This is a genomic window from Sphingobacterium sp. 40-24, from assembly GCF_001899705.1.
Lineage (GTDB): Bacteria > Bacteroidota > Bacteroidia > Sphingobacteriales > Sphingobacteriaceae > Sphingobacterium > Sphingobacterium multivorum.
The window spans coordinates 409,386-434,600 of sequence record NZ_MKWH01000021.1; the positions used below are offsets into that span (position 1 = coordinate 409,386).

Annotated in this window: 20 protein-coding genes; 1 reads left to right on the top strand and 19 read right to left on the bottom strand. The window is 41.8% G+C overall.

The window, feature by feature from the left end; genetic code table 11:
* Positions 1-25: 25 nt before the first annotated feature.
* The 3 genes from BGP15_RS08560 to BGP15_RS08570 form a co-directional block, all read right to left on the bottom strand.
* Entirely contained in the window at positions 26-2,809 is a 2,784-nt protein-coding gene (locus BGP15_RS08560) for a DUF8487 domain-containing protein (RefSeq protein WP_286769228.1), read from the bottom strand.
* 6 nt (positions 2,810-2,815) lie between these two features.
* The gene (locus BGP15_RS08565; RefSeq protein ID WP_286769229.1) at positions 2,816-6,184 is read right to left on the bottom strand and encodes a tetratricopeptide repeat protein; all 3,369 of its coding nucleotides are present in this window, start codon (positions 6,182-6,184) and stop codon (positions 2,816-2,818) included.
* 63 nt (positions 6,185-6,247) lie between these two features.
* Positions 6,248-7,624 (bottom strand): sugar porter family MFS transporter, encoded by a 1,377-nt coding sequence (locus BGP15_RS08570; protein WP_286769230.1) that lies wholly within the window; start codon positions 7,622-7,624, stop codon positions 6,248-6,250.
* A 129-nt stretch (positions 7,625-7,753) separates the two neighbouring features.
* On the opposite strand from BGP15_RS08570, the gene BGP15_RS08575 reads away from it, so the two are divergent.
* A complete protein-coding gene (locus BGP15_RS08575) occupies positions 7,754-8,647 on the top strand; it encodes an AraC family transcriptional regulator (protein WP_286769231.1) in 894 nt (297 codons plus the stop codon).
* A 164-nt stretch (positions 8,648-8,811) separates the two neighbouring features.
* On the opposite strand, the gene BGP15_RS08580 is transcribed toward BGP15_RS08575, so the two are convergent.
* The 16 genes from BGP15_RS08580 to BGP15_RS08655 form a co-directional block, all read right to left on the bottom strand.
* Positions 8,812-9,591 carry an enoyl-CoA hydratase/isomerase family protein gene (locus BGP15_RS08580; RefSeq protein WP_286769232.1) on the bottom strand — a complete coding sequence of 260 codons (780 nt, stop codon included), beginning with the start codon at positions 9,589-9,591 and terminating at the stop codon, positions 8,812-8,814.
* A 5-nt stretch (positions 9,592-9,596) separates the two neighbouring features.
* Positions 9,597-12,071, bottom strand: coding sequence for a DUF5686 family protein (locus tag BGP15_RS08585; protein ID WP_286769233.1), 2,475 nt, complete (start codon positions 12,069-12,071; stop codon positions 9,597-9,599).
* Between the two features lie 192 nt (positions 12,072-12,263).
* The gene (locus BGP15_RS08590; RefSeq protein ID WP_286769234.1) at positions 12,264-13,640 is read right to left on the bottom strand and encodes an NADH-quinone oxidoreductase subunit N; all 1,377 of its coding nucleotides are present in this window, start codon (positions 13,638-13,640) and stop codon (positions 12,264-12,266) included.
* Positions 13,641-13,657: 17 nt separating this feature from the next.
* Entirely contained in the window at positions 13,658-15,100 is a 1,443-nt protein-coding gene (locus BGP15_RS08595) for a complex I subunit 4 family protein (RefSeq protein WP_286769235.1), read from the bottom strand.
* A 14-nt stretch (positions 15,101-15,114) separates the two neighbouring features.
* Positions 15,115-17,037: an NADH-quinone oxidoreductase subunit L gene (gene nuoL / locus BGP15_RS08600; protein WP_286769236.1), complete on the bottom strand. Its 1,923-nt coding sequence runs from the start codon at positions 17,035-17,037 to the stop codon at positions 15,115-15,117.
* Positions 17,038-17,055: 18 nt separating this feature from the next.
* Positions 17,056-17,385 carry an NADH-quinone oxidoreductase subunit NuoK gene (gene nuoK / locus BGP15_RS08605; protein ID WP_046673084.1) on the bottom strand — a complete coding sequence of 110 codons (330 nt, stop codon included), beginning with the start codon at positions 17,383-17,385 and terminating at the stop codon, positions 17,056-17,058.
* On the bottom strand, positions 17,385-17,882 hold the full coding sequence (locus BGP15_RS08610; protein ID WP_070560985.1) for an NADH-quinone oxidoreductase subunit J family protein: 498 nt from the start codon (positions 17,880-17,882) through the stop codon (positions 17,385-17,387). The genes nuoK and BGP15_RS08610 overlap by 1 nt, the downstream gene beginning before the upstream one ends.
* Before the next feature lie 11 nt (positions 17,883-17,893).
* Positions 17,894-18,403 (bottom strand): NuoI/complex I 23 kDa subunit family protein, encoded by a 510-nt coding sequence (locus BGP15_RS08615; protein WP_046673082.1) that lies wholly within the window; start codon positions 18,401-18,403, stop codon positions 17,894-17,896.
* 13 nt (positions 18,404-18,416) lie between these two features.
* The gene (nuoH, locus tag BGP15_RS08620) at positions 18,417-19,457 is read right to left on the bottom strand and encodes an NADH-quinone oxidoreductase subunit NuoH (protein WP_070560980.1); all 1,041 of its coding nucleotides are present in this window, start codon (positions 19,455-19,457) and stop codon (positions 18,417-18,419) included.
* Between the two features lie 8 nt (positions 19,458-19,465).
* Positions 19,466-20,485 carry an NADH-quinone oxidoreductase subunit G gene (locus BGP15_RS08625; protein WP_286752819.1) on the bottom strand — a complete coding sequence of 340 codons (1,020 nt, stop codon included), beginning with the start codon at positions 20,483-20,485 and terminating at the stop codon, positions 19,466-19,468.
* A gap of 30 nt (positions 20,486-20,515) precedes the next feature.
* Positions 20,516-21,871 (bottom strand): NADH-quinone oxidoreductase subunit NuoF, encoded by a 1,356-nt coding sequence (gene nuoF / locus BGP15_RS08630; RefSeq protein ID WP_070560976.1) that lies wholly within the window; start codon positions 21,869-21,871, stop codon positions 20,516-20,518.
* A 1-nt stretch (position 21,872) separates the two neighbouring features.
* Positions 21,873-22,394 (bottom strand): NADH-quinone oxidoreductase subunit NuoE family protein, encoded by a 522-nt coding sequence (locus BGP15_RS08635; protein ID WP_112375107.1) that lies wholly within the window; start codon positions 22,392-22,394, stop codon positions 21,873-21,875.
* Positions 22,387-23,622 (bottom strand): NADH-quinone oxidoreductase subunit D, encoded by a 1,236-nt coding sequence (locus tag BGP15_RS08640; protein WP_070560973.1) that lies wholly within the window; start codon positions 23,620-23,622, stop codon positions 22,387-22,389. The genes BGP15_RS08635 and BGP15_RS08640 overlap by 8 nt, the downstream gene beginning before the upstream one ends.
* Before the next feature lie 10 nt (positions 23,623-23,632).
* The gene (locus tag BGP15_RS08645) at positions 23,633-24,130 is read right to left on the bottom strand and encodes an NADH-quinone oxidoreductase subunit C (RefSeq protein WP_286769237.1); all 498 of its coding nucleotides are present in this window, start codon (positions 24,128-24,130) and stop codon (positions 23,633-23,635) included.
* On the bottom strand, positions 24,131-24,682 hold the full coding sequence (locus BGP15_RS08650) for an NADH-quinone oxidoreductase subunit B (RefSeq protein ID WP_070560969.1): 552 nt from the start codon (positions 24,680-24,682) through the stop codon (positions 24,131-24,133).
* Positions 24,683-24,743: 61 nt separating this feature from the next.
* A complete protein-coding gene (locus BGP15_RS08655; protein ID WP_070560967.1) occupies positions 24,744-25,118 on the bottom strand; it encodes an NADH-quinone oxidoreductase subunit A in 375 nt (124 codons plus the stop codon).
* Positions 25,119-25,215 lie beyond the last annotated feature (97 nt).

Here is a 25,215-nt window from a genome sequence, read left to right on the forward strand (position 1 = left end):
AAATTTTTCCAAAGCGATCTTATCGTTAATAGATCGCTTTAGGTTCGGATTTTTCCTGTGCTTCTTTGTAGCGTAATACCTGCGATAGTATAGCTGGATTTTCGATCACTTTAGGCCTAAACTTTGTACTGTTCATATACGTTAAGATAGAGCCCAACAGCTGTCTTGCAACGGGTCTGTTGGCTAGATCTGCCTCCAGATCAAACGAAGCAATCATCAGTTTGCCCGCTCCGACTGTCCCTTCAAAAAGAGATGCTAATCTCCTATTATTAGCAAAGTTGTCAATGAGCTCTACAATTGCATTTCCGCCTTTGATCTCATCCGTAATTAGCGTAGTCGATTTAATTTGGAGATCCCACCATTGCCAGTCTGTGTGATTATCTGTTGGGAAATCGGCAAATACAGGGTGTTTAGGGTCACAAAGCAATCCCATGGTACCGGCCTGTTTTGGAAAATGTACGGGGCTCCAAAAAACAGGAACGAACTTCCCTTCAATACCGTTTATTTTCTTCCAATCGGGATTTAAAAGCACCTTTTTCCCATCTTTCAGCAAGCGCATCGCTTCCGCCAGATCGCGCGTATAACTCACGTCCCCAAAATCAACAGCGAGCTGTTGAGGGTATACCCAAATATTCCAATGATTTTCATAGGATGTACCTTCCAGTTTAAGTTGAATCGTCAATTTCTTCGCCTGTCCAATTGCTTGTAATGGCACTTCTAAATGCCCCACATGCCCTTGATGTCCCTTTCCAATGGTCGACTGGAAATGTCCTTGTTCGATTATTTTCCCCCCATCCTTCAGGAACCAGCTAATCCCCTGATTCTTCAAAACCTCCTGACCATAATTACTCACATCGATAGAAGCTTCGAACGTTTCATTGTTGGTATATACAGCTTTCGCAAACTGGAGCAAAGGCACGACAGGAGCGCTAAATTGTCGAAATTCTGCCGCAGGAAGTATATCTTTACTGTCCCAAAAAGCATCTAATAAGCCTACCAGCGCCGTTCCCTGACCTGGGAAATCATGAAGATCAAGGAGCTGATACCCGCTGATACCAGGTGTCTTCAACGCTCTTTCCATCTCCTCCTTATATAGAATAGCCGCCAATTTTCCTGAAGACATCGTATATGCTTTGGCCTTATGTAATAATCCCTTTTGTTTCAGATCTTCTGCTACAGAAATGAAGTTTAGCGGTTTTAAAACACCTTTATATTTTTTGATTTCGGCGAGATTTGGATAGACAGCATATTGTCCAATTTCATGCGTCACGACCGGAATCGAAATTCCTTCCAAAGAATTGCTGTAATTTTTATTGAATGTGGGTGCTTCGCTATTAAATACACCTTGTCCCCGTACCCAGCCCTTAGCTGTCCACTGGGTAATCAGATAATCATCATAAGGTTCTTCCTTCACACCATGCCCTTGCTGGAATGTAAAAGAAGTTGCCGTATAAAGATGCCGTCTGTCTTTCTGCTTTAGGTGTTTTACCAAAGTATTCAGCGCATTGAAATCACCACTCAACTCATTACCCATACTCCAAAAACAAAAGGACGGATGATTTCCGTAAGTCTGCATTATTCGATCGGCCTCTTCATAGAGAAAACTCATCACTCCTTCATCTTTACCAATATTATTCTCCCAGATTGGCAACTCAATTTGAAGATAGAATCCCAATTCGTCGGCAACAGCAAAGGCCGCCTCCGGAGGACACCATGAATGAAACCGGAGATGATTTAGCCCCCATTCGCGCGCTGTCAGAAAGACTTTCCGCCAACCGGCCTTATCCATTGGCGGATGTCCCGTTAACGGGAAAATACTGCATTCCAATGTTCCTCTCAAAAATAAAGGCTCACCATTGACTTTTAGGATTGTCCCATCAGTAGAAAGCTCACGCATACCTATTGAGGTACACAACGTTGATACGGCATCTGCAGCTTCCAATTCCAGACCGATGTCATACAAATGCGGCGAAAATTCGCTCCAAAGTTTCAGTCTATCCCCAAGAAGGTAGCTTAGGTTGATCGTTGAATCCCCTGGCGAGAGCTGAATAGTTTTTTCAACCGGTGGTAGGGAACCCCTATTGTCTTTTACCGCTATTTTCAGTTTACCGACAATGCCTTTTGCTAGTTTATTACGGAGATTGATCTGCAGATTGATTTCCTTCTTCGCTAGTTTAGGGCTAGCGTACACCGACTTCAGACGCACCGCATCATAGGCCTGAATAGCAATCTTTCCAAGAATACCATTCCAGATAATTTGGGTGTGATCGGTATAAGCATGCGCCATATCATCAACGCTGATTGGAAGCTTCTTTCTGTTATCTACGCGGATTGTCAACCGATGTTTCTTCCCAGTTTTCAGAAGTGAGCTTAGGTCAAACTCATGCGGACTGACAAGGCTACGTTGCTTTTGGACCACTGCTACCCCGTCGATCCAAACCATGGACTCCCAAAGAACACGCTCGAGGGTTAAGATCATCTCCTTACCAGCCCAACCTACTGGAATTGAAAGTTCCCGTGTATACCATGCTGCCCCCACATAACGATGTTCTCGCGTTAAATGCGAAAGCTGAGGTTTGGCAAGAGCAGGTGTCAACGTATTTAAGGTTCCTAAACCCGCATCATCTGTTGTTCCTGGTAATTTGATCGATGTTTCGAACGATTTACCAGCCCAGCCCTGATCGATACCGACATCTTCGGGATCAAGCCGAACTTTCCACTCACCTGCAAGGTCAAGCCGATTTAGTCCATCTGCCGAGACCATGTAACTTTGAAATAGAATGACGAATACTATGATATAGCGATACATACGAAATTAATTCTTTAAAGAAGTTTCACCTAAGAAAGAATGCATGATAGCCTGGCTCCCCTGGTGATTGGGATCCAACTGCCGAACTTGTGCAAAATAATCCATTGCCAGAGCACGATCCCCATTCCCCAAATACCCCAATCCCATGACATACAGACAATGTATTTTATTCTTATCATCCAGATTTTCCTCCCAAATATCCATATCAGGTAAGGAAACTGCAAAATAATCTATTTTAAAGGGCTTGTCAATAAATAACTTTCCATGATCTATTAAACATTGAAAACGTTGCTCAGCTCGCCCTGGATCACCAAGCTCATGCCAGGCTAAACCTTGATAGAATATCTTATCTGGTTGTGGATCATTATAGAAAAGGGCTTGCTGGGGTTCATCAGCACCTTCTGTTGCTTTATAGAAATAAACCTTAGCTTCTTCTTCCCGACCCAATAAACGATAGACAAGCCCTTTATAATAGTGAATGTCGTTTTCCTCCATGGTAATCAGCTTACCTTCACCAAGATTATGTGGATAATAATCAATTGCCTCTAGCAAGGAAAGCGCCTGCTGCAGTTCACTCTGCAGTATCGATTTTTTGGCCAATTCCAGCTGAGATATCGTGTACTGACGAGAGACCTTACCTTCTCCTCCTTCCCAGGGCTTAAACTGCCGGGAAGCAAGCAATGTTTTCGCGCACTCGTATTCGCCCAACAGATTAAACAGGGTGATCCGCTCCAAGAATAGATCATCTCTAAGCGTCACCAAATCCGGATATCGATCGAGTAACGCCAACCTCTCTTTGTAAGGACGGCCCTCCTTCTTGTAGAGCTGATGAAGCTCCATGAGTAAACGTGCATCAGTTTCATCCAATGAAAATGCCCGCTCCAATAAAGTCACGGCTTCCTTCTTCTTACCTATCCGATTATAATAAGCTAAAGCCAGATTGCGAAAAACGGTAGGAAACTCTCCATCCAATTGGATCGCATGCTGCCAACAGTCTGCCGCATCCTGATGCTGTCTTTTTCCATACCAAAGATTGCCCAAATAATACGAGGCTTTTGCGTCAGCACTATTTAAACCGATGGCATGTCGGAGAATTGCAATCTCTTCCAAACGATTTGGAAAACAATAGGTAGGATCCATAGTCATGGCCTGATCACAGTAACTCTTTGCCCTGTCGCGCAAGCCTAACTGGGTCGCAAAATAACCTAGTGTATAATATACCATAGGGTATACTAAGCTTACGTCTTCAATGGTTTTTTCCAGCAGTAACGATGCTTCTTCATACAGACCGGCATGCGCAAAATCCAATGCGTACTCAATCACACTATGAATATTTACACGCGCTAAATCGAGAATAGGAGAAAAAATGGATTCTTCTTTATTTAACAGGTACCATTCGAATCGACAGCCCATATTAAAGGGATCCAATTCCATTGATTCCTGAATAAATGCTAAAGCGGCATCTTTTACCCCAAGTTTTCTTAAAATAGAGGCCTTCAGCTGTCGTCCTTTGTGGTGATACCAGTTTCGGCTCAATGAGTGATCTATTTTTTCCAAAGCAGCTTTCCAATCGCCTCTCTTTGCATCAATTTGTGCCAAACCAAAATAGCCAGAGTCCTTCCAGGCTGCATTCCATGTTGCTTTGTAGAAAGCTGAATAAGCTCCATTCAAATCCCCAGATAGTTGCAGAGCTACACCTAGGTTGTAATAAGGTTCTCCATCATAAGGATTGGGATTACGCTCCGTAGCGCGTGCGATAGCGGTCTCAAAATAAGGAATAGACTCCTTTATCTTACCGCTTCGCAACAAGAAAACACCCATTGCATTATTACATCGGATATCGTTCGGTTCACGTCGCAGCGCTTCCTTATAATAATCCAATGGATTATAAGTTGCATGTCGGTACTGTTCCAAATGCTGTCCCATCAAAAACAATTCTTCGATAGAACGAATATCTTCGGGTAGCAATGCTGCCTGTGCTGGTTTGGGGATGTCTTTAGCATCCTTTGCCTCCTCTTGCTGGTAGACCAATATTTCATTATTATTTTTATCGTACACAGTCAATAGGAGTTCGGTTGGATCACTGTCCAATCCAGCAACACTTTGGGTATAAATATTCCGAGGAGAACAGTCCGTTTGTTCGTCCAAATAGATTTTACCTGCCGTATTGCGTAACAAAATACGTATACCTTCATACGTCCCCGTTGTATATAAGACAATGCGAGCGGTCTGCTCCCTAACCTCCATATTGAGCACCACATCTTTTGTTGCATTTTTCACCTGTCCGACTTCTGCGTAAGGCATAAAATACTGAGACCAGGATTTCACTTCATAGGGTTGTAACCAAGCAAAATCAGGCTGATTATCGGTATATACACCGGCCATCAATTCAATGTACGGTCCATTTTCATCGGTCAAATTTCTATCCCAGGCGACACCAAAATCACCATTTCCCCAGGTCCACTGTTTTTTCCCGGGTGAAATGTGATGATCGGCCACATGCAACATCCCCGCATTGGTCGCACCGGCCTCATAGCCGCCAACGAAATTGTATTTCGATTGAATGGCCATATAGGAGGTCGGAACAGGAATATTCTTGTATTGTGCTATATCAACACCAACTGAGTAGTCGTACTTGTAGTAGGTCCCCGTAGCAATCGGAAAAGAGGAAACCTCTCGCTTTCCATGATCAAAAACGGCATTGACATCAGGAGGGAAGACGGAAAAATAGTCATCATTCACAACAACAGCCGGATTGGCCCACCACAAAAAGGTTTGTGGCAATGCTGTCCGATTATACACCTGAACCTTGATTTCTAGATATGCTTTGTCCGGATGCAATGTAAACCCCTGTATGGCCTTCATCCGAAACATACGTTCGATTTCGTTGCACCAAACCGTAATGCTTCCATCGCTGTTCTGTTCGATTAAATGCTCTGTTGGCATAAAAGTAGTCGGCCGATGATGCTGTGGCCAATTAAATTCAATCCCTCCCGAAATCCAAGGGCCAGTAAGCCCTACCAAAGCCGGCTTGATCACTTCATTATAATAAACAAAATGCCGTTCTCGGACTTTATCATAAGCCATATGAACCCGCCCACCTAGGGCTGGAAGAATCATCACCTTGATATATTCATTTTCAAGAAATAGCGCTTGATAGATCTTATTTCGCTTCTGATCGCTAATTTTCTCTATGATCGGATAAGGATATACTACCCCTGAGCTACCTTGATATACGCGTTTTTCAGCAAATATGGGATTTTTCTCCATTGTTCCAATCTCGTATGTTGGAATAGCAACCTGCTCCTCCCATGCTTTTACGATCCCTTTTTGGTCCACTGTTGATTTTATGAGGTAACGAGTCAATTCTGTCATTTTCTTAATACGCTAATAGGTTTATATAGGTCGAGTTGATTCAGTTGATTATCCGGGCGCCAATTATCCTTCCAGTTCTTGTTCAATTTCTTCTAAGCTTTTTCCTTTGGTCTCTTGCAATCGGCTCCATAGAAACAGACAACCGATAAAACAGACTCCACCATACAGCCAGAATGTACCAGCTGCACCCAGGTTTTGATTCAGTAGAGGAAACGTATAGGTGAGCACAAAACATGCAATCCATAATAACGATGTTGCAATCGCCATGGCCTGCGCCCTTACAGCGGTAGGGAATATTTCGGCGATAATTACCCAAGTTACAGGAGCCAAGGTCATCGCATACACCGCAATTCCGGCCAGTACAAGGAGAAGCACAAAAATGCCGCTGCAATTGAAATAATAACATGCTCCTAAGGCAATATAAATCACAAAAAGGCCTGCTGATCCGAAAAGCATCAATGCGCGACGACCAATTCGATCAACCAGGTACATGCCAATGAATGTAAAAATGACATTGATCACGCCAGTGATAATAATATTGAAAAGCATCCCCGAAACCGTATATCCAGCAGCTGTAAAGATTTCCTGGGCATAATTAAAAATAACATTAATCCCACACCATTGCTGAAAAACCGCAATAAAGCTTCCTAGCAACAACAACCGTAGCAGCTTCCCCTGAAATAAATTTCTCTTTCGGGATTTAGCCTGACTTAGTTCAGCCGCCTCGGCAATAGAACGTATATTTTCTGCTGCATACTCCTCTCCACCCATGCGTAAAAACACACGTTTTGCCTGTTCGTGCTTCCCTTTTGTATATAACCAGCGCGGACTTTCAGGAATCAGGAAAAGTAGCAATAAAAAAATGACTGCCGGGATCGCTCCTGCCCAAAACATCCATCTCCACCCCTCTTGCGCATTCCAGGTTTCTAGCATAGATTCTCCGGCTAAAACCGGCTTTGCAATGAGCCAATTGACCACTTGTGCTGCAAGGATGCCCAGTACAATGGTCAACTGATTGATCGATACAAATTTCCCTCGACTTTCTGCGGGGGCGATCTCAGCAATATACATCGGTGCCAAATTAGAGGCTACACCAATACCTATCCCGCCCAAAATCCGATAGATAATAAAAGTGTCCAGTTCGGACGCCATACCGGTTCCCACTGCAGACATTATAAATAAAATTGCAGCAGTATAAATCAGCGGTTTTCTGCCATAGCGATCGGCCAATCCCCCCGAGAGTAGTACACCAACGAAGCTTCCCACAATCGCCGAAGACATGGCCCAGCCCTGCAAGGCAGGATCGGATTCCAAATGAAAATAAGCCTCATAAAATGGCTTTGCACCACCAATAACTACCCAATCATACCCAAATAGAAATCCACCAATAGCGGCCACAAAAGTGATCAATAGCAGATAGGTCGTCGCAGTCTTTTGCATAAGAGTTTACATATTTAGATTTACTTAGGTAAAATTAATGGAATACTTGGGGAGAATCATGTAAGTGAACACGATAAACATGTAAAATATTACTATTTTTATACGAATAACCAAAAATAAGCTCGATCTATGAAACAAAACCAAGATGTCATCGCTGAAGGATTCAAAGGAGAAAAGGCGATTGTCCTTCCCTATGCCGTATGCAATTACCTGACAAGCAACAACATCACATCAAAATTACACATCACACATATCGGCTATTATCCCAATGCTAAAAAACACTACCGTGATCGTCAAGAAGGATGTAAGGAATATATTCTGATTTATTGCGAAGATGGAAGCGGTTGGATAAAACAGGATGAAACAACGCACAACCTTAAAAGAAACGATTTATACATTATCCCGAGAGATAGCGCTCATTGCTATGGAGCAAAATCAAATGACCCCTGGAGCATCTATTGGATTCATTTCGACGGCACAGATGCAGTTCTTTTTCAACATATCATGGGCGAAGTGATTCATATAGATGACGCGGATTCAAACAAACATGCCAACCGCATCCAGCTCTTCGAGAGCATCTACAAAAACCTGGAAATGGGGTATAGTCCAGAAAATTTGGAGTATACGAGTTTTTGCTTTCAATATTTTTTAGCGTCCATTCAATATCAGGCTCAGTTTAGAGAAGGTAACCGAATTCAAGTAGATAATATCATACAGGACATCATCATATTTATGAAAGACAATCTGGAAAACAATATCAACTTGGATGATATTTCAGCACATTTCAACTATTCCAAGTCACATCTTATTAACTTGTTCAAGCAGAAAACATCTTACCCACCCATGGTGTATTACAATCAACTCCGTATGCAAAGGGCTTGCTCCTATCTGCAATTTACACTACTTAAGATTAAAGAAATCGCATTCAAACTCCATTTTTATGACCCCTTTCATTTTTCAAAAGCGTTTACACGGGAGATGAAAATGTCGCCACAGGAATATCGCAAAAAATATCAAAAATAATGTCGGTTAAAGCTTTCGGATTCAGATTCATGAGCCATCTTAACCAATGCCGCAAAACGATTGGCGCTCAACCCGAACCTCCTTCCTTGGTCTTATGTTACCTCTTCATCGATACTCAAACCTGACAATACACGGCGTATGGCGTTTCACGAAGTACAGCGGCATTATTCAAAATTGGGTGTCCTTTTCGCTAAAAATGCGGAAACACCTTCTTTGAAATCTTCTGTTCCAAACAGATGTCCGAAAGCATCCATTTCCACCTTATTCCCATTTTGTTGTTTATCTTCAGCAGCGTTAATAGCAGTAATAGCATTTGCCACTGCAACGCGAGAGCGCGTAAATATCTTATGGAGTATTTCCTCCGCACGGGCAATTAGTTTATCCTGTGCGATCACCTCATTGACCAATCCTAATTCATAGGCTCGCTGCGCGTCAATCATATCACCCGTTAAAATCATTTGCATAGCCTGTCCTTTTCCGATCAACTTGGGTAAACGCTGCGTACCACCATAACCCGGAATCAGTCCCAAAGAAACCTCCGGCAGTCCCATTTTTGCATTGTCAGACGCTATACGAATATGGCAGGCTAAAGCCATCTCCAGCCCTCCGCCTAAAGCATACCCATTTATAGCAGCAATAACTGGCTTAGGAGAACCTTCAATAAGGTCCGAAAAAATAATATGTCCTCGTTCACTGAGCCACCGTGCTTGAATTACAGATAAATCCATAAATTCCTTAATGTCTGCCCCTGCAGCGAATGCTTTAAGCCCAGCGCCTGTCAGGATAATACCTCTTACGTGGTCATCGGCATTGAAATGCATGAAGATATCTTGCAATTCGTCAAGGGTTTCCTGATTCAACGCATTCAGCTGGGGTTCGCGATTAATGATAACATAGCCGATGCTATCTTTAATCACATAATTTAAATTTGAATATTGGACCATAATTGCTAAAAATTAAAATGTAAGGATGCTGTAAAGGTATCAGAAGGTATGCCTTCACCACCACTATAGCTTAATCTCTTTTTATACTCTAATCTAATCAATTTAAAGATATTATCCACCCCCACTAGCCCTTCTACATACGGTTTGTTACGCACTGCTTTTGTTTGGATAATACCATTTTTGTCCGCTTCAAACTGAATATTTTCGGGCGTTACAAAGGGGTTGTTGGCATCGCTTAACTTTCCATAAAAAGCCTTAAATCCCGTCACTTCACGCCATTTTAACCGCCTGAACAACGGAATTCTATTGAAAAAGAAACCATTCCAGTTGTGGTAATAGGTCAGTTTCAAAAACTGGTCTGAAACAAATTCCGAGGTAGCCATCAAGTCAAAATTCACCAACGGTCCCTGCTTATCTCTATTGACATCAGGGAGTTCCAGTAAGGTATAAGGCAGATGTTTCCCCCAAATTCTTCCTCCTGAAAACTCAAAATCCGCCTGCCCCGCTGGGGATAAAAATAGTCGTTTGAAAATGCTAAAGCGTAATGCATCATAACTATAGTCTGCGCCCCAAAATCCTTTCAGTCCTTTATTATATTGCAGGGTAAAAATGGGATATTTGTTTTCTACGGTTCCTCTGTCGAGATTATGATAAGTAAATTCTTCATTCGGAGCCCAACGTAAAATCAGCTGTAGGTCATTTGTATTGACTTGTCGGACAGTATCAGGTAAAGGTAGGCTATTAATATAAAACAAGTCAGCGCGCGGTTGTCTGCGGGTATGCGTAAACGCCGTTCCTACGCTAACATGGTTCCCAAATTCGATCAGATGATCGATACGATAGATATCATTAAATTGCCATTTATTAGGCCTGTTTTTCCCAAAAGAACGGAAGAAACCATCCCCTTTTAAAAAACCCAAACCTCGCCCCGGTTCCATGACGTCATGCTGTACTGTAAAGCGTAAATAATTTGCCGGAAACTGAACAATACGTTCTCCATTTAAAGTAAATGCCGTACTCAGGTAGTACTTTAGCTCTTTGTCCTTATCGCCATAGGCTGTGTATCCTTCAATGTAGGCTTTTTCCGAAAATAAACGCGTCGTCCGACCACTCAGGCGCACACGATTCCCCTCGTAATTATTGCGGCTATAAAGATATTCCAGTGGACCAAATTCAACTTTCCCGGCATTATAATATCCCTTTGCTAACAAATAACCCAATGCGACCAACTGATTAAAAGAACGCATATTCTGTACCGAATCAACCTTTTGATAGGCTCCTAATTCAGCATGGCTTAACGGAGTTGGTCTAACCCCTACAATGGGTACCTTCGGTGCGGACTGGAGGAGATACCTCTTTTCAACTGGTACACCAGCAAAATTCTCATTCGAAATAGAATCTGTGCGATATCCCAGGTATTGGGTTTCCCTGCGTCCATACAATACATCTGACTTGCTCCCACCAAATAACATTTTTAGATCTGCACGAACAGGGAGCATGCTACCATTTTTAAATTCACTATAGCTGAGATCTATTTGCACGTCATTGATCCAATTGATATTTGCAGAACGTCCGATATTCAAAGTTGCGCTATGAACAGCATACCTTGTATCATCTGAGATCAGAAGATCACCGTAGAAGAGCAGGTCAATAGCCGATTTACCTTCAAAATGGAGCTCAATATAATCCTTGCCTTCGATCTTGACCGTATCTTGAATTTTGTACCTATAAAACGCTGTAGCACCTGCAGCAATTGGGCTCAAGACTCCTTTGTTTGTGATCTGAATTGTATTATCATAGAGATCAACATCACGGAGTATCGTTTGAAACCGCGTCTGCCAATTGTCATTGTTAAAAAAGCGTGGATTTAATTCGGTCTGGTTGTGGCTGATGACAATCTTCTTACTACGATCTGGATTATGGGATGAATAGACATTTGCATAGTTTTCTTCCAAATAAAAGGGTGCAATGGTTTGCCCCCGAAAAGCGGTAGAATCTATATTTTCAAAGAGGAATCGGAATGGTTTCGGAAATTTCTTCGCTTTATCTTCAGGATTGACAAAACCAAACTGCGTCTTTTCATACTCATCAAAACGAATTTCAGGTATGCGGGTGTAATGATTTTGTGGTCGATGTGCAATAACCTGTTCAATCAGTGCTATAGCAGGATCTTTGGTTTTTTTGTTTTTTCGATTGACCACGACCTCCTCTAATGTGTTATTTGAGGCAATTAAGTGCACGGTCAGCATTGAATCCTGTAAACGACGAACATCCACCGTACGCCGCTCATACCCCACCGCTCCAAAGACAAGCTGTCTGTATTTCTTGATATCCAGAATCTTAAAAAACCCAAGGGTATCGCTGCTACCACCGCTATCTCCATCAAGCCAGTTAATTGAAACCCTTGAAATACCCTTGCCTGTTTGTGCATCAATGACCTTTCCACGAATAAAGTCCTGTGCAATTACTTTTCCACCCATACAGAAGAATAGTAACACACTTAAAACACGAATCGAAAAAGATTTAACACACACTTTAAACGCCATCTGCAATTTGATAGGATTTCTTTTTTACAATATACAATTTGTATGCAAGAGTTATACCAATAAAAATAAAAAAAGCACAGCGAAATCGCCATGCTCTAATAAACAACAAGTATTTTAACAGAAACTTTATATTAATTTTAAAAGGCAGTCTGGATATACCCCAATTAAGATTGTAAGCGCTACGGCAAGGAATAACACAAATGAATAATTCCACTGTACATTGACACAGGATTCGTCACTGTCTCTAAAGTACATCGCAACAACAACCTTCAAGTAGTAATACACTGCAATTCCTGCATTGATTACAGCCAATACAAGCAAAACAATATGATAATTTTCCATAACAGAAGAAAACATCATAAACTTACCGATAAATCCAGCTGTCAGTGGTATACCCGCAAGAGAAAGCATTGCTATCGTGATGGCAAATGCTAGCAAAGGATTTCGTTTGCCCAGGCCATTGAAAGCTTCAAAATGTTCAGAGCCGGTCGTTTTCTTGACTAGGATCAATCCTGTAAAAGCAACAATGGTGGCTAGAGAGTAGGCAAGGCCATAAGCAAAGATACTATTAGCCGAGGTAGCCCCAACTGCTACAATCGCAAATAACATATACCCGGCATGCGAAACGCTCGAATAAGCAAGCATACGTTTGAAGGAAGACTGCATTAATGCAGAAATATTTCCAACAAATAAGGTGAGAATGGCGATCACTAAGAAAACCGGCGTCCAAAAATCTTGTAAAGGCAATAGACTATAACTGAATAAACGTAACAATCCAGCAAAAGAAGCAACTTTAACCACGGTGCTCATATAACTCGTAATCAATATCGGAGCCCCATCATAAACATCTGGTGTCCAAAAATGAAAGGGAACAGCGCCCACTTTGAACGTCAGTCCTACAATGAGAAGCAATATACCCCCATAAAACAACGGTGAAATTGCCTGCGGGTTATTGACAACATAGTCTTTGATTTCACTTAAATCAAATGATCCTGTGGCACCGTACAAAAGGGCAATACCAAACAATAGAAAGCCCGTAGAGAAAGCCCCCATCAAAAAGTACTTCAATGCAGCTTCATTTGATGTTTTGTCTCTTTTACGTATACCGACCAAAATGTAAAGTGCTACAGACATAATTTCAATACCTAAAAAAAGCATTGAAAAATTATGATAACTATTCACAAGAACAGCACCTGTAAGGGAGAAAATTAATAAGGAATAGTATTCCGCAATTTGTCCCTCCTCATCAAAATAGCCCTTTGAGATGACAAAGATGCACAAGGTAACTGCGATACATAAGATTGAGAAAGCAATAGCAAAATGATCAAAATGAACCATCCCACTATAGAGCGGTCCACTGGTCGAAGTCCAATCATTCCATAAAAAACCAATAGCGACCAAGAAGCCAAGAATAGAAACAGGCAGTAGCATAGATTTCATCTTGAATAAACCAAGATAAAGGACGACTAATGCTAATATCGAAAGTGTAATTATTGCACCCATACAATTAAATATATCTATTATCTGCCTAAAAATGTACTTAAAACTTCCACGGAACCTGCAGAAAGGTTCAATAGGAAATTAGGAAATATACCAATATAAAGGATCAAGACGGAGACTACTGTCAATACAATAAGTTCCGTTCCTTTTACATCTTCAAATTGTACAGTTTTTTCGGTCGTTTCCCCCAACATCGTTCCTTGGTAAAGCCTAAGGATATAAACTGCGCCCAGAATTAAGGTTAAACCCGCGAAAACAGCAAACCAAAATCCATACTGAAAAACGCCTTTCAATAATAAAAACTCACCAATGAATCCATTCGTTAATGGTAAACCCACTGCCCCCATACAAATAATCATAAAGAAGATGGCCAAACGAGGCGCCTTGCTTGCTATTCCGCCAAGCGCTGTGAGACTACGTGTCTGTGTGCGCTGCTGTATAATATCCAACACATAAAAAAGCCCGATCACAGAAATACCGTGATTTAACATTTGAATAGTTGCTCCACTCAGGCCATTCGTATTCCATGTGAAGACACCGGCACTAATTAAGCCAACGTGGGCTATTGACGAATACGCGATCAATCGCTTCACATCGTCCTGTTTAATTGCGATAATGGAAGCATAAACGATCCCAATAACGCATAAGATCATTGCAAAATGCCCATACAGCGCAACACCAGTTGGTGCGATAGGCAATAGCCAACGCATTAAACCGTAAACCCCCATTTTGAGCATGATACCTGCCAACAACATCGTGCCCGCTGCAGGTGCGTTTGTATACGTATTGGGTTGCCAAGTATGAAAAGGAAAAATTGGTATTTTGATGGCGAAAGCAACAAAAAATGCCCAAAATAACCACCGCTGCGTATTTTCTCCCAAATCTAAGGCAATAAATGAGGTCCATTCAAAATCACGGTTGGGCACTTGTTGATAGAGATAAAGAATACCGATCAACATCAAAAGGCTACCCAAAAAAGTATAAATAAAAAATTTCAAATTTACGCGAATACGATCTCCTTCACCCCAAAGCGCGCAAATAAAATAAATCGGTATCAAGGCAATCTCCCAACCCACATAAAAAGTAAAAGCATCCAGGGCCATAAATACGAGCAATAAGCCCGCTTGCATAAAAGCCATTAATGCGTAAAAGTTTCCTTTATAATCCTTTTTAAAGGTTGTAGCAATAATTAGAGGCATCAATCCATTCGTCAATAAGATCAACGGCAAGCTAATTCCATCAGCGCCGATATGAAAATGAATATGCAAGGAAGAAATCCATAGCCAATTTTGTTCAAATTGCATTCCGCCATTTGTGTCAAAAGTACAGACGAACGGAATAGTCAAAGCCAAAGATAGTAATGATAAAATCAAGGCAATAGACTTTGCAGCATTGGTCTTTAAGAACGTTAGAATCAATGCGCTTATTAACGGCAATAAAATAAGTAAAAACAAGTTATCCATCGATTATACCAAAATTAAAGACTCAACAATCCATAGATGAAAATGGCAATCACCCCAATTACCATCATCAATAAATAAAAACCAACATTACCATTCTGCAGCAACCGCAATACCTTTCCCGTATCAAATGTTGCCTTACCGGCACCATTAACAACACCGTCAATACCACGTTGATCCACAACATTTCCGAAGAAAGCCGAGAGCCAATTGATGGGACGTACAATGATGCTATCATAGAGCTCATCCACGTAAAACTTATGGTAAGAAAGATTGCCCAAGAAACCACGCGTACCTTCGCCCTCTTCCTGTAGCTGTTGTCGTTTAACGTATTTATGAAAAGCCAAAGCAACCATAATCAATACTCCAACAACAGAAATGCCCATGAGTAAATATTCCGTACTATGTTCCAAATGATGAGTTGCAGGCATTATCGCTTTTCCCTCTGAAAACACTGGCGTCAGGAAATCCTCAAGCCAATGGTTACCACCCAAAACAGCTGGTAAATTGATCACTCCTCCGATCACAGAAAGTATAGCCAAAACAATGAGTGGCACTGTCATACTCTTTGGAGATTCATGCAAATGATGCTTTTCCTCTTCCGTACCACGGAATGTTCCAGAAAAGGTCATAAACAACATCCTGAACATATAGAAAGCCGTCATTAATGCACCAATAAAACCTAAACCCCATAAAACTGGACTCGCAGCAAATGCCCCTGCCAATATTTCGTCTTTGGAAAAGAAGCCGGAGAAGGGTGGAATTCCTGCAATCGCGATTGTCCCCATCAACATCGTCAGATAAGTAATAGGCATTGCTTTCTTCAAGCCTCCCATTTTTCGCATATCCTGTTCTTCACTCATACCGTGTATAACAGATCCCGCCCCCAGGAATAGTAAGGCTTTGAAAAAGGCATGCGTCAATACATGGAAAAACGCTCCCGTAAATGCTCCGACACCAAGGCCAAGAAACATATAGCCCAATTGTGAAACGGTGGAATAAGCCAATACTTTCTTAATATCATTTTGTGTCAATGCTATTGCAGCAGCCAATAGGGCTGTACAAATAGCGATCACAGAAATGAGCTGCAAGGTAAACGGTGAAAGGATAAACAGTACATTGGAACGTGCAATCATATAGATACCGGCCGTAACCATCGTTGCCGCATGAATCAGGGCCGACACGGGGGTTGGGCCAGCCATGGCATCTGGCAACCAAGTAAACAAAGGTATCTGCGCCGATTTACCTGTTGCAGCAATAAACAACAAAATGGTAATGCTAACGACTGTGATATCACCAACAGCAAAATTCTTGGCCGCAGGAAATACAGTTGAAAATTCTAAGGATCCAAAAGTTCCAAGGATTAAAAATACCGCAAGTAGAAAACCTAAATCACCTATTCTATTCATCACAAATGCTTTTTTTGCCGCATTCGCATACGAACTATTCTTATACCAAAAGCCGATCAATAAATAAGAACATAGCCCTACACCTTCCCAGCCGATGAACATGACCAGGTAATTGGATCCCAATACCAATAGCAACATAAAAAAGATAAAGAGATTCAAATAGGCGAAGAACTTACCAAATCCATGATCATGATGCATATAACCAATCGAATAGACATGGATAAGGAAACCAATCCCTGTAACGATCAGGAGCATGATGGCACTTAGTGGGTCTACCAAAAAGGACAGACCGATCTTGAGATTGCCCACCGCAATCCAGTCAAATACATGTTGTTCTATAATACCTGCTTGTCCAGCTTGCCTCGCTTGGTAGACTTCGGAGAAAAGAATACAGCTGCATACAAAAGAAATAAGCACTACAGCGCTGCCAACAGCACCTATCATACCTTTGGAGAAGGCATTCCTACCCAATCCGTTCACAATAAACCCGATTAAGGGCAAAAGGGGAATCAACCAAACTAATTCACTCATCGTATTTATTTCTAAGTTCTACCAACGAAGTTTATTTAAGGAATCGATATCCACAGACTTCGTATTCCGATATACCATAATAATAATCGCTAGGCCTACGGCAACTTCTGCCGCAGCCAATGCCATGATAAAGAAGACGAAGACCTGTCCTGACGAATCGCCATGCTGCACTGAAAAAGCAGCTAAAAGAAGATTCACCGCATTCAGCATCAATTCAATAGACATCATAATAATAATGACGTTACGGCGAATAAGAACACCGATAACACCAATAACGAAAATAATCGCACAAAAAATCAGATAATGATTTATTGGCACCCCCTGCAACTGTTGAACAACTGTTTCCATTAGATTTGTTTAGGTTCTTTCTTAGCTAATAATATTGCTCCAATCATTGCTGTCAATAACAATAATGATGATAACTCAAAAGGAAGCAAAAATTCGTTAAACAACACCTTACCCAGATTCTTAACCAACCCTATTTCCGGATTAACAACAGTTAAGGGATTAGAAATGTCAAATACGCGGTATACACCGAAGAAAGTCACCAATAGGCAACAACCGGCGATAGCACCCATAAACTTAACCAGATTGGATTTCATGGGTTCGGTATCCTTGTTCAGGTTGAGCAGCATCAGTACAAATAAAAACAACACCATGATGGCTCCCATATATACGATGAAATTCACCACAGCCAAAAACTGTGCATTCAAAAGAATATAATGTATTGTAAACGTAAAAAACGTAATGACCAGATACAGTACACTGTGTACAGGATTTTTTGTAAAAATGGTCAGCAGCGCAAAGAAAATAGACAAGAAGGCTACAAAATAAAATACTGTCATAATTTCCTGGTTTAGCTCTTTAATTTGGTAATATCAAAAGTTGGTTCTACCAATTTATCTTTTCCATAGATAAAATCCTTACGTAGGTAATCTGCTGTCACATGCGGTCCATCCAGATAGATCGCTTCTTTCGGACAGGCCTCTTCACATAGACCACAGAAAATACAACGCAACATATTGATTTCATATACCGACGCATACTTTTCCTCGCGATAAAGATGTTCTTCACCTTTTTTCCGCTCGGCGGCAGTCATTGTAATCGCCTCTGCCGGGCAGGACAAAGCACATAATCCACAGGCTGTACAGCGCTCACGCCCTTCCTCATCACGTTTGAGCGAGTGCTGCCCCCTGAAGTTTTTCGAATAAGGTCTTATTTCCTCCGGATATTTAATGGTTGGAATTTTCTTAAAAAAATGCCTTAATGTAATGCGCAAACCTTTGATAATAGCCGGAAAGTATATTCTTTCCGAAAATGTCATCGGTTTTTGTTCAATTACTTTTTTACGATTGGTTAGTTGCATAAAAAGTCCTTTCTTATGAGAAATAAGTATCTTTAATCAATGTAAATACACCTGTGAGTACAATATTGGCAATTGCCAATGGAATCAGCATCTTCCAGCCCAGATTCATCAATTGATCGTAGCGGAAACGTGGTAAAGTCCAACGCACCCACATAAAGAAAAAGATAAACAGCAATATTTTAATGAAGAATACCACTACCCCGATGATCGTGATCATATTGGCCGACAATCCCAGATCATTCATAAAGGGGAAATTATAACCGCCAAAATAAAGTGATGCCATCAATGCAGAGGAAACGAACATGTTAATATATTCGGAAAACATATAGAGTCCCAATTTCATGGAGGAGTACTCCGTATGGTAACCACCGACAAGCTCTGTCTCACATTCCGGTAAATCGAAAGGAACCCGATTACATTCGGCAAAAGCACAGACCATAAAAATGATAAACCCTAGCGGCTGCGCCCAGATATTCCAATTGACAAAACCCGACTGCTGCGCAACGATTTCCTTTAAGGAGAGACTTTGTGTCACCATCAATAAAGCGATAATTGAAAGTCCCATGGCGATCTCATAACTGATGCTCTGCGACGCAGCGCGAATAGCACCCATAAGTGAGAATTTATTATTGGAAGCCCAGCCGCCCAACATAATACCATATACACCTAATGCGATCACACCAAACATATACAATATCCCAACATTAACATCGGCCACCTGCAAGGAAACGACCCGTCCCCCAATTTGCAATTCCTGTCCCCAAGGGATAACCGCCGAGCTAATACAGGCCGTAATAATGGCAATAGTAGGCCCTAAGATAAAAAGTACCTTGTGTGCCCCTGCAGGGATAATTTCCTCCTTAAAGAAGAATTTACCACCGTCACAAAGCGGTTGCAAGATACCAAAGAGACCAGCCCGGTCAGGACCATATCGATCCTGCATAAAACCTGCAATTTTACGCTCAGCAAGTGTCGAATACATCGCAATCACCAGGGTGACAACAAAAATAACAGACACCAGTATTAATTTTTCTATGACAAAAGACCACTCCATGTTTGTGATTATTTCAATTTTTCCGTTCTAGCTAACTGTTCCCGATTTTGTTCCTGCAATATTGGATTTTCTTTAATGACTTTTGGCGGATTAAATAACTCGTAGTGATTGGCAGAAATAACAGAATGTGGATCTATTTCTGTTGGTTCCTCCAAAATCCAATCGCTTGTTTTTTTCTGATCAAAGCGGCAGGTATTACAGATAAATTCTTCCACTTCACCAAACTCATCCTTTCGAGCAGTTACCCGAATGACTTCTTCTCCCTTATACCATAAGGTTACTTTACCTGAACATGTCGGACAATCGCGATGTGCATCGACAGGCTTTGTAAACCATACCCTGTTCTTGAAACGGAAGGTTTTATCCGTCAAAGCTCCCACAGGACAAACATCAATAACATTTCCGGAGAAATCATTGTCGATGACATTTTCAATATAAGTCGATATTTCGGCGTGATCTCCTCTTCCTAGGATACCATGTACACGTTGGTCGGTCAACTGATTGGCGACATAAACACAACGGTAACATAAGATACAACGGTTCATATGCAATTGGATCTTATCGCCCAGATCAATACGTTCGAAGGTACGACGATCGAATTCGTAGCGTGTATTAGCGCTGCCGTGTTCATACCCAAGATCCTGCAATTTACATTCGCCAGCCTGATCGCAGATTGGACAATCCAAGGGATGATTGATCAATAAGATTTCAACAACACCTTTTCTTGCTTCCACCACCTCTGGCGAAGTAATATTTTGTACTTCCATACCGTCCATCACCGTCGTACGACAAGAAGCCACCAGTTTGGGCATCGGCCTCGGATCTTTTTCAGATCCCTTGGAGACTTTGACCAAACAGGTACGGCATTTACCGCCACTTCCCTCCAGTTTGGAGTAGTAACACATTGCCGGAGGGACTATATCTCCACCGATCTGTCTCGCTGCATTTAATATGCTTGTCCCAGGAGCAACCTCTACCGGTATACCATCGATGGTGACCTTAAACTTTACATCTTCCGCTTCTGCCATGATATAATTAATTTATCGTTACAGCTTCTATTATGATACTATTGGTTGTAAAGGATCAGCATAATGTGCCAGTCCATAATTCCGTGTTTGTGACTCTTCCGGATGAAGGATATGCCATTCAAATTCATCCCTAAAATGTCTTATTGCTGCTGCCACAGGCCATGCTGCCGCATCCCCTAATGGACAAATTGTATTCCCTTCAATTTTTCGCTGCACATCCCACAGCAAATCAATGTCTGACATCGAGCCGTGACCACTCTCGATCTTATGCAGCACCTTCTCCATCCAACCCGTTCCTTCACGACAAGGCGAGCACTGCCCACAGCTTTCATGATGATAGAATCGCGCAAAGTTCCACGTATTACGCACCACGCATTGATCCTCATCAAATACAATGAAACCACCCGACCCAAGCATTGTACCAGTCTGGAAGCCACCATCCGCCAATGACTCATAAGTCATCAATCGGCTATTTCCTGCCGCAGTTTTCAAGATCAAGTTAGCGGGTAGGATTGGAACCGAAGAGCCTCCAGCTACGACAGCTTTCATTCGTTTCCCATTGGCAATACCACCACAATATTCATCCGAGTAAATAAACTCTTCCACAGGTAGACCGAGTTCGATTTCATAGACACCTGGTTTTACAATATTTCCGCTAGCGGAAATTAGTTTTGTCCCGGTACTACGCTCCACGCCGATTTTAGCATATTCTTCACCGCCCAAATTGATAATGGGCACTGTGGTCGCAATAGACTCCACATTATTCACCACTGTCGGGCAGTTATATAAACCTGCTATCGCTGGAAAAGGCGGTTTAATACGCGGATTACCCCGTTTACCTTCTAAAGATTCTAATAAAGCTGTTTCCTCACCACAGATATACGCTCCACCTCCCGGTTGAACATAAATCTCCAGATCATAGCCCGAGCCTAAAATATTTTTACCCAAAAAACCTTTTTCCTTGGCTTCAGCAATGGCACGCTCCAGAATTCTGATTTGCGGCATCATCTCTCCACGCACATAGATATACGATGTATGAGCTCCTAAGGCGAAGCTGGATACAATCATTCCCTCAATGAGCGCATGTGGGATGTGCGTCATCAAATAACGGTCTTTGAATGTTCCTGGTTCAGACTCGTCGGCATTACAGACCAAATAGCGTGGCACCCCTTCAGGTTTAGCCAAAAAGGACCATTTCATGCCCGTAGGAAAACCAGCTCCCCCACGTCCACGTAATCCGGACTTCTTAACCTCTTCAACAACATCCTCAGGAGACATTGTTTTTACTACTTTTTCAACAGCAACATAACCACCTTTTTGTCGATAGACCTCAAAGGTATTGATGCCAGGAACATCGATATGAGTCAACAAAAGTTTACGTGCCATATTATTCTGTTTTAGCTTTTAAATTATCAATCAATTCGTCGACTTTATCTTCTGTCAGATTCTCATAGAATGTATATTCAGGGCCGATCTGTAAGACTGGTCCAAAACCACAGGCGGCCAAACATTCTACACCCCGCCAAGAGAAAAGCCCGTCAGCGGTGACCTGACCTTCCTTTACGCCGAGCTTTTGCTCTAAATGCCCCATGATACGCTCTGCACCGACCAAACAACAAGGTCCGGTACGACAAATCTCCAGTACATATTTTCCTTTAGGTTGCAACAGGAACATGGTATAGAAGGTTGCCACCTCATACACCTCAATAGGCAATATATTCAGGTAAACAGCAACCTTATCCATCGCATCTGCGCTTACCCAGCCATATTCCGCCTGAACCAGATGTAAAATGGGCAATAAGCCTGATTTTTGCTTTCCTTCGGGGTAACGGCTTACCACTTCTCCAAACTTGGCTAACAATTCTGGAGAAAAGTTTACGTTTTCATTATGTTGTTTTACACTAAGCATCTAATTCTCCGGCTATAACGTTAAGACTACTCATATTTATAATGGCATCTGAAATCAGCATTCCTGCACTCATTGGCGCGAACATTTGATAATTGACAAAAGAAGGTCTTCTAAAGTGAAGACGATAAGGTGACCGTCCACCGTCATGAATCAGATAAAAACCAAGTTCACCATTTGCCCCTTCGACCGCATGATAGACTTCGGCTTTCGGTGTGTCCACCTCACCCATGACGATTTTAAAATGGTAGATTAAAGCTTCCATATTGGTATACACCTGCTCTTTCGGTGGTAAATAGAAATCAGGCACCTCTGCATGGAAGACACCTTTAGGCTCTTTCTCAATTTTCGCTAATGCCTGCTCTATAATGCGAAGTGATTGCCACATTTCGGCATTTCGAACCATGAAACGGTCATATACATCGCCTGTCGTGCCAACAGGTACGTCGAAATCAAATTCTTCATATGAGCAATAAGGATTCTGTACACGCACATCGTAATCTACACCTGTCGCCCGTAAAATAGGGCCAGACCAGCTATAATCCAGTGCATCTTCTGCTGTTACAGCAGCAACGCCTGAAGTCCGCTCAATAAAAATACGGTTACGAACAAACAACTCTTCAAACTCTTGCAATACCGGCGGATAGCGTTTTAGAAATTCACGTATTTTCTCAAAGGCTATAGCATTGAAATCACGTTCGAAGCCTCCAATACGACCAATGTTCGTTGTCAGGCGAGCGCCACAGATTTCTTCAAAGATTTCGTAGATAAATTCACGCTCCTGCATCACATACAAAAAGCCCGAAAAAGCCCCCGTATCTACCCCCAAAATACCATTACAAATAATATGATCTGCAATACGGGCAAGCTCCATGACGATAACACGCATATACTGCACCCGCTTAGGAATCTCGATCTTGAGTAGTTTTTCAACGGTCATATGCCAGCCCATATTATTGATTGGAGACGAGCAATAATTTAGACGATCGGTCAAAGGCGTAATTTGATAAAAAGGCCGATGTTCAGCAATTTTCTCAAATGCACGGTGAATATAGCCAATCGTGGAAACTCCGCTAACAATCCGTTCACCATCGATTTGCACGACATTCTGAAATACACCGTGCGTAGCCGGATGTGTGGGACCAATATTTAGGGTAATCAACTCATCCTGTGGATCATTATCATCAAAGACAGGCTGATTAGCTGTTATCTTGCTTATAAATTCGCTCATATCGTATAAATTAACGGCCGAAATACAAATCTTTCTTATCTACGCGATTTGGATCCTCTAAAGGATATTCCTTACGCATTGGAAACACCTCCATATCATCTACATTCAAAATTCTTCTCAAATCGGGATGTCCTATAAAATTGACACCAAAAAAATCGAAGGTTTCACGTTCCATCCAATTTGCACCTCTCCAAACGACTGTTGCCGTTGGAATCTCAGGATTTGGTCCATGCAAAAAGACCTTCACACGAATTCGGATATTATGAACGAGACTTTGAATATGATAAACTACAGCAAATTCCTTTTCTAAATGTGGATAATGTACCGCTGTAATATCCGTGAGATGAATAAACTGCAATTCGTTATTCGATTTTAAGAAACGAAGTACATCAATTACATCTTCCGTATCAACAACAATGGTCAATAGATTGTGTGCATCTTGAATTTCGTTAATCTTTCCCGGAAAATTTCCTTGGAGCTTATCCAATAAAAAACTGTTTTCCATCATCTATTTATTTGTATGTATTCCGTACTTTTCAAGCAGCGCTTTGTATTCGGGCGTATTTCTCCGGTTCAATGATTCATTCTTTACAATATCCTGCAGACGCAATACACCATCCAAAATTGCTTCTGGGCGGGGAGGACAACCAGGCACGTACACATCAACCGGTATGATTTCGTCTATCCCTTGTAGAACAGAATACGTATCGAAAATACCACCACTCGATGCGCAAGCTCCTACAGCGATTACCCAGCGCGGCTCGGCCATCTGTATATATACTTGTCTTAATACAGGCGCCATTTTTTTAGCGATTGTCCCCATCACCAAAAGCATATCTGCCTGACGGGGCGAGAAACTAGGACGTTCAGCGCCAAATCTGGCCAAATCGTAAGTAGAACCCATCGTTGCCATAAATTCGATACCACAACAGGATGTGGCGAACGGCAAAGGCCATAAAGAGTTGGCTCGGGCCAAGCCGATGGCTTTATCCAAACTTGTCGCAAAAAAACCTGCGCCTTCTACTCCCGGAGGAGCTTCTGCCAATTTTATATCACTCATGAAAAGTCGATTTATAGGTTTAAGTATCATTGACTCAAAGAGCCAACGACCAACGGGACGTTTAGTCCCAATTCAATGCTTTCTTCTTGATCACATAGATAAAGCCCAACAAGAGCAGTCCCATGAAAATAAACATCTCAATCAAGCCTTGTAATCCCATCTCCCGGAAGTTTACAGCCCACGGGTACATGAAAATGACTTCAACATCAAAAATCACAAACAGGATAGCCACCAAGAAATACTTGATAGAGAAAGGCTGCCTGGCATTTCCGACAACTTCAATCCCCGACTCAAAAGCCCCAAGCTTGTTTTCGGTACGGACCTTTGGCCCGATAAGATGTGTAATAATTATGGTACTTACTCCAAATCCTACAGCAACTAGAAGCTGTATAAATATAGGCAAGTAGTCTATCGGCATACTATTGGCTTGCTCCATCTCAATTCAATTTATATTGGTAACTGTCTCTAAATATAGAGATTCCAAGGTAAAAAACAAAACAAAAAAGGCGCAGATATTACTATCTGCGCCTAAT